This window comes from Sporolactobacillus sp. KGMB 08714 (genome assembly GCF_036598985.1).
GTDB lineage: Bacteria > Bacillota > Bacilli > Bacillales > Sporolactobacillaceae > Sporolactobacillus.
Map to the genome: position 1 here is coordinate 20,634 of NZ_JAUUBW010000013.1, position 12,914 is coordinate 33,547.

Sequence of the window (12,914 nt, forward strand, 5' to 3'; positions counted from 1 at the left end):
CTATGCTTCGAGGTGATAATGATGAGGAAAACGCTTTCAGTTGTCGCGGCAATTATCGAAAACGAGAATCAGGAAATTTTATGCGCCCTGCGTTCGCCGACTATGTCGATATCTAATCACTGGGAATTTCCGGGCGGCAAGATTCAAAAGGGCGAAAATCCCGCTCAGGCCATCGAACGGGAAATCAATGAAGAACTTAAATGTACCATCAGCGCCGAAAAACCATTCTATAAAAGCCACTATGACTATGAAACCTTTTCAATTGATCTTACAGCTATTAAATGCAGGCTGTCGTCCGGATTTCCTGAAACTCATGAACATTCAAAGCTCCTATGGTTAAAAAGAGAAAACGTTCATAAATAGCCTTCTTTCCCATTCTTTCCTGGATGCTTTCAAAATGCATGAGTAACCATAGCTCAAATAGTAAGTTTGATACTATAAGCGAATAACCCTTGTCTGATCCTTGCATATCTAAAATAACCTGTTGGATATCCGGTGGATCATCACAATCGAAAACAAGATATTTTTGATAATTACTGTATTCCCGATTATGGTCTTCTTCTTCTAGAAATTCCTCAGCATATTTATAGACAGTTCTTGAGTTACCATCAGCCGACTGAGTCTCAATATGAATATCAGTGAATTTATTCCTGTTAATAATCTTTGCAAAATAATCCAGATATAGCTTTTCGGTCATCCCTTCACAAAAAATGAGAATGCGTCCGATGTTTACTTTCTTTATTTCAGTCAGACGTTCCCGAGAAAGTCGAGTTCTTCCCATCCCTTTCACCGCCTAAAATTTCATCATAATGAAATACAGGAATTCCGCCATATTTTCCCTGTAAATATGCTTTATTAAAGGTCGCATCTTCACGGACATCTTTTAAATCGGATAACGCATGAAGTGAGGATTCACCTTTCTCATTTTTTTCTACAAAAAATATTTCATCTCTTCGAAATTGTTCTTTATTCATTAATGAAATATCATGCGTTGTAAAAATTAACTGGGCCTTTGTATTCCGACTGGATTGAAAAATATCAACAATGAGTTTTGTTAATAGTGGATGTAGACGGGCAGACATTTCATCTACTATAAATACACCATCTTGCTCTGTCATTTCTATGACATTCTGTATATAGGAAAGAAAGCGAAGGGTACCAGTCGATTCCTGAGGCAGATCAAAACACCGCTTCCCGACAATCTGTCCTTCCTCATTAAAAACGTTGTGAATTGTTTTAATCACTTTTTCCTTCTTTTCTTTTCCGCTGTTCTCATCCAGGATCGTTTTTGTCTGAACATCAAGCCCGCGGATCCCGACATCAATTTTTCTCAGGTAGTTTTCTACTCTTGCTCTAAATTCAGCACTATTGACTAACTTTTTATTTAAACGAACCGCACCGGCGACTTTTTTTACACTTGCTTCAAATAAGATTTCTAAATAGACATTGTATTCATTCATAAAAAAGTCAATAAAATCTTTAAGAACTCGCTCTTTCTCTTGTTTTTCCAAAAAGTAATCGAGTACTGAAAGATACAACCGTTCAGAGGGTACCCTTGAATAAATTTTCAATATTTTTTCATAATTTTTTCCGAACGTAAGCTTATCTTTTTTTCTTTCAAATACTTTTTTGCCATTAATGTAATACCATTCTTCCAGTACTTCCTTTGAGGTGCATTCAAACCCATATTGGATCCGTTTTCCATTGTGGCAGAATATAATGTCAAATTCAGAAGCAGCATCTATTTTATCGGCCAAAAGAAACGGTTCCATCTTTACTTTTAATTTTTTTTCTGCAAAATCAGCTTTCTCATTTTCCTGACTATTAATGAATTGTTCAAAAATATATTGTTCAAAAAAGAACAGCGCTGAAATCAGATTGGATTTTCCCGAAGCATTAGCACCATAAATGGCAACCGTTTTCAACAGTTTCAAATCCGGTGAGATATTTAAAACATGGCCTGGGTGCTGTTTATACGAAGTCGCCCGCAAATCGAAGATGACATTGTTTTTAAAAGACATGTAATTTTTTACTTTAAACATAATCAGCATAGAAAAGCCTCCATATCCAATGCTTCTTCATTCACAGTATACCCACAATTCGTTTAAAAAGCAATCCATAAAAACGATATTTCCGTAAATCCTGTACAATCATTTATTTCATTATCTATTTTTTATTTGATATTACCGAAAAATCCGTTTTTTGGGCGAATAAAAACAGGCATCATTAATTCCAACGTCTGCAAAAGTAAACACTATTCTGTCCGGCATCCATAATCGTACTAAATCATTTGAATAGTTCGCTGCTGCAATCATACCGAACGGCTTCAGTCAGTTAATATCACATGAACGGGAAGCAGCAAAGCCATTAAAGGACGTCAACTATCAAACAGAGCACTTTTTTGGACTCGGCACCCCTAAAAGGAATCAGGGAGGGGAGTGCCTGAAATGTTATCACCCTCAAGCTACCAATTGTCAGATGTCGCCGGTCGGCCCATATGCGCAAAGTATAACGGATATCAAATTCATCCCATTATGTTTTTGTAGTAAATTCCAGATATAAGGGCATAGGCACTTCATGATGCAGCGTAATTTCTGTCGTGATCGGCTTATTGCCATGGTAAGCCGTGACATCGCCCCTGCCAAGATAAATGAACGGCTCAGTATTGTTATCAATGACTTTAAACTTTCGAACGAAAAGATAAAGATTGATTCCGTATTTTTTATTATTGATGATCCTCTGTCCCTGTTTGCTCTCCTGACTGTTTGAATTCGGCGTTTCCCATTGAAAAACCATTGGACTGATAAACTTGTCTTTATATTTCATACTGTCCTTTAGGTCCTCATCCTTATTTAAATCAATAAACAGATAATAATCGTTTCCATTTGGAATCGTGGATCCTCTGAAGGCACTTAATTTTTTCTCAAAATTGATCAGTGGTCCTAAATCTCTCGTGCTATATTGTTCGTACAATTTCAAGAAGGGGATGCCATAATTTTCAGATCCGAATTGCCGACTGTAACGGTAAAGTCCGTAATTCAGCACATCTATGATAGATGATTTCTGCGTTGCATCCCCGCGTATCTCATTAAAAGTCTGCGAACGAATTAATTGATGACGCGACCGGTCATAGGCACATAATTTGATCTCCCGTGCAATCTGTGCCCGGTCATCAAAGGTTTGATTCAATCTCTCGAAGGCATGGAGCAGTGTTTCCTTACTTCAGAAAAATGTCGGTGATTCGGCATCCATCCCTAAATAAAAAATAGAAAAGCTCAAAAGGATTCTTCGCCGAGGCCTTTTGAGCTTTTCATTGCATTTTGGTCTATTGTTTGAGGAAAAAACTTGATTCCGTACCATCTACTCGTTTTCTTGAATACCCTTTATCCAGATGAAGCTTCATACGCGTGTCTCCACAGCTAGGGTTAAGAAGATATTTGGGTACCCTTTACTCGCCAGCCCGACCAGTTTTCCAAAATCCATATGATTATCGATAATAAATCGGTTGACCTTTTGATGAAGATCTTCATCATTCAGATAGAACCTGCCCTTGTTTTCAAGAATATCCAATACTTGAAGATATTTATAATTAGCCGAAGTCACATGAAGCCTCGGTTTATCCAGCACGACATGAAGCCTTTCTTCTATTCTGGAACGGCTGCGCAAAGAAGCATCTCAGCAGCATGTCCGGATTAAGTTGTAAACTTGAATGGGTTCTCTTTTCCCTGCATAATTTCTTTAGATTCCGCTTTATTTTTTCTTATTTATGCAAGCCATTAACGATCGGGTATACTCTTGGTATAAGAACCAATATGAATCTAAGTATGTTTTCAAGGAGCATCTACCATGCACCGGAAGTCATTGCTGAAGCTTAATTTGTTTAGTTGCCTGTACGGCTTTCTTCTGTTTGTGATGACGTTTATGATTTTTCAGCCTTATAGGGCGGCGGTCCTGCTGCGTGTACCGGTTGAATGGATTTCCAAGGGATTTTTCTGGGCGGCCATTTTATCAGTCGTGCTTTATATGGGGTTCATGCCGCACCTGGCCGGACAAAAACCGCACGATTGGAAAGCGGCACTGGCCGTTTCTCTGTACGCGGTGCTTTGGTTCCCCTACTGGCTGCTGTTTATCCTTGCCGCTTTTTTTCTGCTTCGCTGATGCCGGACGGAGCAGCAGTTAAGGACCATCCGGAATAAAAACTTGCCGGTATCGAAGATGGATTCTGTATCATCAAACGGGCTCCGTAAAGGCGGATCTATTCCTGGAGCGCCCGTACATTTTCGTGAAGGCCGGATCTATTCTCTCAACGGCCGGTACCTTGCCGGGAACTTCAAAACGCCCATATATGAAAGCCAACAATTCTTACGGCGGCCGGCGGCAAAATCTTTCCGCAAAAGCCGATTCAGTCTCACGACGGAAGATATTTTTCCGCGACGGGCGCCATGCAAGACCCGTTATTTCAACCGATGACTGAATCGCTGCTGCGGCGCAGCCGCCGGCCGGCGGATTTTTTCGATTTTATCCGTTCCTTACTGACTTGAGAAGATTTTTCGATCGGAGGCAATCATGTGAAAACAAATCAAAGATCAGAAGAAAATCGTGCGATCCCGTCTATTGAATTAGAGGAACTGAAGAAAAGCTTTGAAAGGGACAAGCCTGAATCCCTGCTGAATCATATTCACATGTCCCCGGAAAGCAGGAAATTAGTGGAAAATAACAGTTTTGCACTACTGATAGCCATTGTTGCCGATCAGTCGGTAAAAATGGAAGCAGCCTGGAATCTGCCTTATGAGCTTGGAAAGAGAATCGGGATGGAGCGTCTTCATCCGCAGTGGATCACACGGAATAGTGACAAGGTCAAAGATGCGATTGCACAAAAACCGGCGCTTCACCGTTTCCCGCAAAAGATGACCGATTACATTTTTTCACTGTCGACGATCATAGAAAACAAGTACTCTTCTGCAGCCGACCTGTTAAGAAGCTCGATGGATTATCACGTTTTTGTCGCCAATGTTAAGGAAGTTTCGGGAATCAGCGACAAAAAAGCAAATTTTCTTTTTCTGACATTATCGCTGGACCTCCATTATCCATTTAAAAATACAGAAGAAAGTTCGGTATTATTCGATGCACATATGGAGAAATGGCTGTCTCAGCATTTTAACAGAACGATATCGAAAAAGGAGGCAAATGAAATCTGCGCTTATGTTTCTCCCGGAAATCCGGCATTATTCTGTCCTTACATCTGGAATAAAGATCGCGAGATAAAATAAAGAACCTGCCGATCTTCCTATTTTAATGGAACAGCTTATTGAAGAATCCCCGGGACCGGCTGGAAACTTTTCTAAACAAACCGCAGCATGGCTTTTTTTGAAGGCGACTTGACGGCCGATAGTTTCCTAAAAGGCTGTATTTTTCCACCGCATTCCTGATTCCCCTGCCAACGGTTTAACCGCTCAGCAGAATACACAGAGCACGGGGCCTGTTTTTTTCGCATCGATAAAAGATTCTTGTGAACATAAAATTCCCTCTAGATGAGCAGATTTTATGATTCATCTGTCAATCCAAAGGGAAATCTATCAACGATGAGGCAGTGTCGTTAATTTTTTAAAACACGGACCGGCCGACCTTTTGGGACAGCCTCTTCTTTCAGCTATCCGTCAATCATTAAAGCGGTCCGCCTCGACGTCTTTAATAAACTGGGCCAGGTGATCGAAATAGACCGGAGCGTTGTCGATCATATGGTGGTGCCCACCATCCGGTGTGGTGGCAAGCCGGGCGTGGGGAATCGTTTCAGCCATCCGCCGGGCGGCAGAAAGAGGCATCGTTTCGTGCTCTCCGAATGTTACCAGTGTGGGAACGGTTATGTTTTTCAGCCGATCGCGTACGTCCCATTCCCGCAGTTTCCCGGTAACTACAAATTCGTTGTCGCCCTGGAAAACGTTGTAGACGGGGGCCGCCATCGTATCAATCAGGTGGGAAATGGCCGGCGGCTGGCGGCGGTCGACGTAGCCCCGGTTAAGAATGTCAACGTAGCCCTGGTAACGCTCGTTATCATAGTCATTTGTTGCCTCACATTGTTTCATAAACGCGACGGCATCGGCGGGCAGGGCCTTTTCCCGGATCTTGTTGATATTGGCAACATATTCGTCGATGTTATCCGTCATCGATGAGATGATCGCGCCTTTGAGATGCGAGCCGTATTTTAAGGCGTACAGTTGAACAAGCAAGCCGCCCCAGCTTTGGCCGATCAGGTAAAAGTGATCCAGGCCCATTTTTTGCCGGACTTCTTCGACTTCGTCCAGGAAGTAATCATAGGTTAAATATTTCCCGGCAGTTCCGGGATCGGAATAATCGGGCTGATCGGAATAAAAAGAGCCGAGCTGGTCATACATATGAACCTGAATATTCAGGCCCTGTTCCGCCAGTTTCCGAGCAAAATTTTCATAGTACTCATGCGTACCGCCCGGGCCCCCATGCAGGCAAAGCAAATGGATATCGCCGCTCCCCTGAGTATTCGTCCAAAGGTGGTAGCCGTTATCCAGAGTTAGGATCGTTGTTCCCTGTTTCATTATGTATCATCCCCCAATTCTAAATGGTTACTGTCATCATAGCACTAAAGCGTTCAGGTTTAAATTGAGTGAGTTTTAGATGCAGCGGATCCGGGACGGCATACCCGTGAACGGCCATCCGGCTATTTTCCCCAAAAGTATTCTAAAATTTTCATCACGATTACCGTAAACCGATCCCGCCTTCACAGAACGGAAAAGCGGATAACATCAGCCTTCTGCATCGGATCGGGAAACGATTGCATACGGCCGCGCCTTTTTCAAAACGATCGAATGGATCAGCAGATTTCAAAATATTAGGAACCATGGCCCCTGCCAAATGATTCTCTAATATTCGGCTGTTAAATATCCGGCTCAATGATCCGATGACTACAATGACCGAAGCGATCCGGTTGATCACATAAGGAGAACCAAAAGTAAGGGTCCGGTTTACATAAAATTAACATCTTTCGTATTAGTAAATTTTACTTACCGAGGTATAATTATGATTAAAAAAGGAGAAAGCTCGGGAATGATGAACCATGAAGCAAAAATTTGTCGGAGAATTGGATAAAATCATTCGTGGTAAACACATCAAAACAGTCTTCCAGCCGATTGTCTCTTTGCGCAACGGGGAGGTATGCGGTTACGAGGCACTGAGCCGGGTCACCTGCCCGACGGATTTGACGAATCCCGAAGATTTGTTTCGCGCAGCGCGGACATGCAACCGCTTATGGAAACTGGATCAGCTTTGCCGATCGACAGCCTTGCAGAGTTTCCGCGACAGGCTGGCATTCTCCGGTGATTCGAAACTTTTTCTTAATGTCAGCCCGATCATAATCAGTCATGAGCAGTTTTCTCTCAGCTTTGCCAGGCACTCTCTGAAACAATACGGTCTAGAACCGAACCGGATTGTTTTCGAAATCACAGAGCGCAACTCCATCCCGGATATTGAAAAATTCAAAGCAGCCATTGACCATTCTAAATCGGAACAATTTCAGATCGCCATTGACGACGCAGGAGCAATGTACTCCGGTTTAAATTTAATAAACGCAATTCACCCCCATTATATTAAACTGGATCGGCGCCTGATTCACGACATCGACCTCGGCGGGCTTAACTTTGCTTTGATCAAAGGCATGACCGAATTTTGCCGTCTTTCGAATATTCACCTGATTGCCGAAGGAATTGAAACGGAATCGGAACTGACGATTCTGATTGATTTGGGAGTTCCTTATGCACAGGGATTTTTTCTCCAGAAACCGAACGAACAACTGAAAACTGTCGACGATGATATCAGAACTGTGATTATCAATTGCCATAAAAGGAAAAATAATGTTTTCGGGTCGCCAAGCGCAAATAGCTACATTTCAAACATCTGCACACAGTCCGAGATCGTCTCAAGAGAAACGAAAGTAGAGGACATTTATAATAAATTAAAGGCAAATCCGGATGCTTTCGGATTCTGCGTCGTAGAAAACGGGCACGTCATCGGCATCATCACCAAATCACATCTGACTTTGCAATTAAGCGGGCAATTCGGATTCAGTCTGTATCAGAATCAGCCGGTATCGCTGCTCATGGATACTGAATTCATAGCGGTCGATTATCAGACGCCGATTAACGAAGTATCGAAGGCGGCCATGTCGCGTCCGCAGGAAAAACTGTACGATTTCATTGTCGTGACTAAGGACGGCAAATATCTCGGGACGGTGACAATCAAGAACCTTTTGCAGAAGACAACGGAGATAGAAGTCGTCAAGGCTAAATATGAAAATCCGCTGACGGGACTCCCCGGCAATCTCGTGATCGAGCAAAAAATAAGAATGTGTCTTTCCGAAAAAAAGGCTTTCGGTATCCTTTACCTCGATATTAACCACTTTAAAGAATACAATGATATCTACGGTTTTGAAAACGGCGATTGCGTGATCAAGCTTCTGGCGGATATTCTTGTGCTTCACCTTCCTCCCGGCCAGTTTGTCGGACATGTAGGAGGGGACGACTTCGTTGTCATTCTCGATGATAAGAATCTGAAAAGTTATTGCGACGCTGTCAGTTCAGAATTTCAGCGGAAAGTTCTGCATTATTATAACCCGAGCGACAAAGCTAACGGCTATATTATCGCCGAAAACCGCTGGGGCGTCATTGAAAGATTCTCACTGATCACCACTTCTGCTGCCGGAATCCGTGTGCAAAGCCGCGACTTTGCCAGCGTGCCGGATTTAACGGAAAGGCTGGCCCAATTGAAGAAAAAATGCAAAAAGCTGAAGGACGACAACTATTTACTGATTCAGACTTAATGGCAAAGCGGCCGTCGGATCCGTAATCTCTGTTTTATTCAACCGAATAGGCAGGCACCATTTGTGATTCATCTATCTTTTTAGTTATTTACTCGATTATCCCCTCGGTTCATGTATCCAGCCGGGCCGCGGCGTGAAGGCGCTGTCTATTCTTCTGAAAAGCGATCGGTTTGCACGAGCGGCAATCTATTCCTCTGAATGTTCATGCGGCCGGCGGTTTATTCTTCTGAAAAGGGGGATATCCTGCATGGACAGGCGTTAAATGGCGGAAACGCCCGATCTTTTTCTTCGGCCTGCCGTGTATCCCTGTGAACCGTGGCGGAAATCGCCGGGAAACACAGGCTATCATCAGCAAAGAACAAAATATCAACAGTTAAGCGCAAAAAATCAATAGTAACGATCAAAGAATCGGCAGTAAACGGATAAGTGAAAATAATCAGAACAGAAGGCTCTATCAGATTGATTCAATCAACCATTACGGGGAGTCTTTCGGTTGTTACTTTCGGTTTAAACTCTTGATGAGGCGATACTTTGCCATAATAGGGCGAATCAAGACCATTTCGGGGCGATCGTTCACTACTTTAAGGCGATTCATTCATTTTTCGGGGTGATGAACTCTTGAGAGGGCGATACTTTGCCATAACAGGGCGAATTGAGACCATTTCGGGGCGTTCACTGTTTTAGGGCGATTCATTCTTTTTTCGGAGCGATAAACTCTTGATGGGGCGATACTTCGCCGGAACAGGGCGAATCGAGGCCATTTTAGGGTGATAACTCGCTGCTTTCGGGCGATTCATTCTTTTTTCGGGGTGATAAACTCCTGACGGGGCGATACTCCGCCAGAAAAGGGCGAATCGAGACCATTTTAGGGCGATAACTCGCTGCTTTCGGGGGATTCCTTCATTTTTCGGGGCGAGAAACTGTTGAGAGGGCGATACTCCGCCGGAACAGGGCGAATCGAGGCCATTTTAGGGCGATAGCTCGCTGCTTTCGGGGGATTCCTTCATTTTTCGGGGCGATAAACTCCTGAGAGGGCGATACTCCGCCAGAACAGGGCGAATCGAGACCATTTTAGGGCGATAACTCGCTGCTTTCGGGCGATTCATTCTTTTTTCGGGGCGATCGTTCACTACTTTAAAGCGATTCATTCTTTTTTCGGAGCGATGCCTGGTTTATCGACTGTTGTAACCGTTTACCGGTTGTCACGCCTGGTTTATCAATCGTGGAACGTTCTCCGTCTTTCGAGCTGTTGTTTTATTTATAGCCAAGAGCAATTGTTAAACCGTCTATTGCCTGTTTAATCTTTGGATCAGTAAAATTTAAATTCATGCAAATCACTCCTGTTAATTAGTTTATAGATAATCTGTTCGATAATAAACTATTATAAATGAAAGGTGAGATCTTGACTAGATTCGCTTCTCATTACTCGTCTGATGCTCAGCTCTGAATAAGAACGCTTCGAAACCTTTTCATCACCTGCTTTTCGGTTGTTTCACAATAAGGCAGCGGCCGAGTCATAAGCCTCAGAATCATCCGCCTAAAACAAAGACACCCGGCGCTTTAACGTGCGTCGAGTGCCTTTTAAAAGGCTTCGAATATTTAAATTATAAGCGGGAAACTTGTTCGAGCGGCTCTTATAGCTTGCGCTTTTCGCGAATCTCCTTGCGAAGCATTCGGGCAAATGCAAGCGGTGTTCCCACCGCAACCATCGCTGTAACAAGGAGAAGCGCGCCGATCATCCCTTTTATCAATCCACCATCTGTAATACTTGTGTAGAGTAGATTCATACCAACGATCCCGACAGCAGACAAAAGTAAGGCCAGCCAGATCGGCGGCAAAAATACCGGACGCCGTTTCATTTCTTTACGCTTTCCGTCGCTATTTCCCGGTAATAACGGCGCCAGATCAGGCGGTATAGACCAAGCCGGCGTGGCAGCGATCTAAGACCCGGAATAAACGGAATGAGCATAAGAATCAGTGTCACAATGGCCACCGTCATGACAACCAGCAAATCGGCGGAGCTGGATCCATTAAAGGGAGGAATTTGGTACAAAAGCGTGTAAAACCACAGCCACACAGCTCCCGGGTAGTTTCCGGTTTCCTTGATAATGCCCCACTGGTCTCCCATCATGTCCAGCTGATCAGCATACTGTGCGTCGGGCTGATCCTGCAGAAGCAACAGGGAAATCGTCCGGTCAGTCTCAGGCATCGGCGATCCGAAACTGTCAGCAGCAGATTCGAGGAGACCGCTATGGCCGAGCAGCAGATATTCATTGATGATCTGCGGCAGAGGCCCGTAGTCCGACTGATTCCCGAGCCAGTTAATGCTGGTAGACGTGACGGACGCCTTGTCCAGGCCTTTGGAGGCGGCCGTCGTCCAGGCCGTCTGCTGTTTGGACGAAGCCGCGTTCCACATATCGAGTGAATTTTTCAAGGCCGGTTTAAACGGAACAATTTTTTCAAGAGGTCCGAGGACTTCTGTTTTTGCCGAATTGACCGGAATCCGGACACCTGCCCATGACTGAGGGGAGAAAAATCCTAATTTTTGAGAGGCGTCCGGCGTATTATTATACGGAGGTCCGTATGAAGAAATCGGATCCTGTCCTGATAAATCGTCAAGCGCTGTCTGTACCAGCAGCTTCGGCGCCTGCTGGGTGACTTGTTTCGACGTCAGGGCCGGAACGTCCGGAGAGGAAAAGAGCGCTGCAAGGATAATAATCAATACACCGACCACACCGAGCGCAATCAGCATTTCACGAACCAGGTCGTACTGAACCTGCGGATAGCGGTCGTTCGGATAATCACGAATTGGCTTTTCCACGTATTTCGTCCCCCTTCTTGCCCGCCATCGGCTCAACAACGCCATGTATCCGAATAAGCAGAATATGGAAAGTCAGCAGTAAAAAGAGCACGAATGGAATGACAAAGATGTGCAGTCCGTACATCTGGCCAAAGTTCAGTACATTGAAGAATCCTCCGAACCCCGTTGAGTTGATCGCATCTTTACCCTGAACGCCGATCCACTGCGAATCAAAATTGTTTTGCGACAGATAGCCGGTCAGTCCGGCAACGAGGGATACGAGAAACATTAACCATCCGCCGATCCAGATCCAATGACGTCCGCCGCGCCAGGAAGCCATTAAGAACTGGGCCCACAGGTGCAGTACCATAAAGAAAAAGAATGCCTGCACGCACCAGAAATGCATACTGTTGAAAAAATGGCCGACAGCCGAAAGATGCCACCACTGCGGTCCGAAAATAGCCAGTACCGTTCCCGTCACAATCAGCCAGACAAATGATCCAAGCGTCAGAATGCCGAACAAATAGACGTATGAGTTTACATAAGCGGGCATAGTGTCGGGAAGCAAATGCTTCATCGGCAGATTTCTGTCAATCCAATTCCGAACACCGCGTGTCATATTTTTGCTCATTTTTCTCGTCCCCCGGGAAACGGAATAACAAGCGCCAGAACAAATACGATCAGCATGAGAGCGACGACGACGATGTCAGCGACAGATAGATTCAACCAACCGAAATGCCATGCCCAGCCCGCGTGAATTGGTGGTTGTAATTGATTCATTAGTTACGTCTCCCTTACTACTAACAATTTTATAGGTACAAACCTATTTTATATGTAAGCGTTACAAAATCAATAGATTCTCTATTACATTATTGTAAATCGACATTTTCGTCTGATCTGCTCCTGATTTCCTCCTATTTTGACGATTATGTTCGCCAAGTTATTGCTTTAAACATTTTTTAATGGATGATCTTAACAGTCACTGTCGCTGCACAGCCGATAGGCAAATGCTGAAACTCCTGTCAGCCTTAAACTCAGAGACACTCACCTCGGGTTCGAAAACGATCATCCAAGAATCAGGGGGAAAATTGCTTCGATCTTAGAGACGATTACTGAGGTTCGAAGAAGATTGTCCCGGGCAATATTATTTTTTAAAAAGTCCATATCTCGATGGGCTGATTGAGATGCTCACATTTTTAAAAGAAAAGGATCATTTCTCAAGGAAAAGCAGAAATGATGTCCGCCTTGAACATGCGGCAATCCATTGGG

General features: G+C 44.1%; 13 protein-coding genes. 4 read left to right on the forward strand and 9 right to left on the reverse strand.

The genetic code is table 11. From position 1 onward, the window contains the following. Positions 1 to 21: 21 nt before the first annotated feature. On the forward strand, positions 22 to 363 hold the full coding sequence (locus Q6A92_RS07730; protein ID WP_332237580.1) for a (deoxy)nucleoside triphosphate pyrophosphohydrolase: 342 nt from the start codon (positions 22 to 24) through the stop codon (positions 361 to 363). Here the strand turns inward: Q6A92_RS07730 and Q6A92_RS07735 are convergent. The 4 genes from Q6A92_RS07735 to Q6A92_RS07750 form a co-directional block, all read right to left on the reverse strand. Then, the gene (locus Q6A92_RS07735; protein ID WP_332237581.1) at positions 278 to 781 is read right to left on the reverse strand and encodes an RloB family protein; all 504 of its coding nucleotides are present in this window, start codon (positions 779 to 781) and stop codon (positions 278 to 280) included. The genes Q6A92_RS07730 and Q6A92_RS07735 overlap by 86 nt on opposite strands. Beyond that, entirely contained in the window at positions 744 to 2,051 is a 1,308-nt protein-coding gene (locus tag Q6A92_RS07740) for an AAA family ATPase (RefSeq protein ID WP_332237582.1), read from the reverse strand. Before Q6A92_RS07740 ends, Q6A92_RS07735 begins: the two co-directional genes overlap by 38 nt. Before the next feature lie 481 nt (positions 2,052 to 2,532). After that, a complete protein-coding gene (locus tag Q6A92_RS07745) occupies positions 2,533 to 3,210 on the reverse strand; it encodes a DUF3427 domain-containing protein (RefSeq protein WP_332237638.1) in 678 nt (225 codons plus the stop codon). A gap of 189 nt (positions 3,211 to 3,399) precedes the next feature. Beyond that, positions 3,400 to 3,627, reverse strand: a complete 228-nt coding sequence (locus Q6A92_RS07750; protein WP_332237583.1) for a hypothetical protein — start codon at positions 3,625 to 3,627, stop codon at positions 3,400 to 3,402. Positions 3,628 to 3,846: 219 nt separating this feature from the next. Between Q6A92_RS07750 and Q6A92_RS07755 the strand changes: the two genes are divergently transcribed. Both Q6A92_RS07755 and Q6A92_RS07760 read left to right on the forward strand, forming a co-directional pair. Beyond that, a complete protein-coding gene (locus Q6A92_RS07755; protein ID WP_332237584.1) occupies positions 3,847 to 4,158 on the forward strand; it encodes a hypothetical protein in 312 nt (103 codons plus the stop codon). 410 nt (positions 4,159 to 4,568) lie between these two features. Then, positions 4,569 to 5,270: a hypothetical protein gene (locus Q6A92_RS07760; RefSeq protein WP_332237585.1), complete on the forward strand. Its 702-nt coding sequence runs from the start codon at positions 4,569 to 4,571 to the stop codon at positions 5,268 to 5,270. 387 nt (positions 5,271 to 5,657) lie between these two features. On the opposite strand, the gene Q6A92_RS07765 is transcribed toward Q6A92_RS07760, so the two are convergent. Next, on the reverse strand, positions 5,658 to 6,569 hold the full coding sequence (locus Q6A92_RS07765) for a proline-specific peptidase family protein (RefSeq protein WP_332237586.1): 912 nt from the start codon (positions 6,567 to 6,569) through the stop codon (positions 5,658 to 5,660). Positions 6,570 to 7,087: 518 nt separating this feature from the next. Between Q6A92_RS07765 and Q6A92_RS07770 the strand changes: the two genes are divergently transcribed. After that, positions 7,088 to 8,845 carry a GGDEF domain-containing protein gene (locus tag Q6A92_RS07770; RefSeq protein WP_332237587.1) on the forward strand — a complete coding sequence of 586 codons (1,758 nt, stop codon included), beginning with the start codon at positions 7,088 to 7,090 and terminating at the stop codon, positions 8,843 to 8,845. Positions 8,846 to 10,479: 1,634 nt separating this feature from the next. Here the strand turns inward: Q6A92_RS07770 and Q6A92_RS07775 are convergent. Genes Q6A92_RS07775 through Q6A92_RS07790 form a run of 4 tightly spaced genes read right to left on the reverse strand, consistent with a single transcriptional unit; the run spans position 10,480 to position 12,425 of the window. After that, the gene (locus Q6A92_RS07775) at positions 10,480 to 10,704 is read right to left on the reverse strand and encodes a hypothetical protein (RefSeq protein WP_332237588.1); all 225 of its coding nucleotides are present in this window, start codon (positions 10,702 to 10,704) and stop codon (positions 10,480 to 10,482) included. After that, positions 10,701 to 11,666 carry a hypothetical protein gene (locus Q6A92_RS07780; protein WP_332237589.1) on the reverse strand — a complete coding sequence of 322 codons (966 nt, stop codon included), beginning with the start codon at positions 11,664 to 11,666 and terminating at the stop codon, positions 10,701 to 10,703. Before Q6A92_RS07780 ends, Q6A92_RS07775 begins: the two co-directional genes overlap by 4 nt. Then, positions 11,647 to 12,276: a cytochrome b N-terminal domain-containing protein gene (locus Q6A92_RS07785; RefSeq protein WP_274401113.1), complete on the reverse strand. Its 630-nt coding sequence runs from the start codon at positions 12,274 to 12,276 to the stop codon at positions 11,647 to 11,649. Before Q6A92_RS07785 ends, Q6A92_RS07780 begins: the two co-directional genes overlap by 20 nt. Continuing rightward, positions 12,273 to 12,425, reverse strand: coding sequence for a hypothetical protein (locus Q6A92_RS07790; protein WP_332237592.1), 153 nt, complete (start codon positions 12,423 to 12,425; stop codon positions 12,273 to 12,275). The genes Q6A92_RS07785 and Q6A92_RS07790 overlap by 4 nt, the downstream gene beginning before the upstream one ends. Between the last annotated feature and the right edge of the window lie 489 nt (positions 12,426 to 12,914).

Excerpts from the sequence above, each read along its gene's own strand:
- Q6A92_RS07755 (WP_332237584.1), top strand. The coding sequence starts at position 3,847 with ATGCACCGGAAGTCATTGCTGAAGCTTAATTTGTTTAGTTGCCTGTAC.
- Q6A92_RS07735 (WP_332237581.1), bottom strand. The coding sequence starts at position 781 with ATGGGAAGAACTCGACTTTCTCGGGAACGTCTGACTGAAATAAAGAAA.
- Q6A92_RS07765 (WP_332237586.1), bottom strand. The coding sequence starts at position 6,569 with ATGAAACAGGGAACAACGATCCTAACTCTGGATAACGGCTACCACCTT.
- Q6A92_RS07785 (WP_274401113.1), bottom strand. The coding sequence starts at position 12,276 with ATGAGCAAAAATATGACACGCGGTGTTCGGAATTGGATTGACAGAAAT.
- Q6A92_RS07770 (WP_332237587.1), top strand. The coding sequence starts at position 7,088 with ATGAAGCAAAAATTTGTCGGAGAATTGGATAAAATCATTCGTGGTAAA.
- Q6A92_RS07730 (WP_332237580.1), top strand. The coding sequence starts at position 22 with ATGAGGAAAACGCTTTCAGTTGTCGCGGCAATTATCGAAAACGAGAAT.
- Q6A92_RS07790 (WP_332237592.1), bottom strand. The coding sequence starts at position 12,425 with ATGAATCAATTACAACCACCAATTCACGCGGGCTGGGCATGGCATTTC.
- Q6A92_RS07740 (WP_332237582.1), bottom strand. The coding sequence starts at position 2,051 with ATGCTGATTATGTTTAAAGTAAAAAATTACATGTCTTTTAAAAACAAT.
- Q6A92_RS07775 (WP_332237588.1), bottom strand. The coding sequence starts at position 10,704 with ATGAAACGGCGTCCGGTATTTTTGCCGCCGATCTGGCTGGCCTTACTT.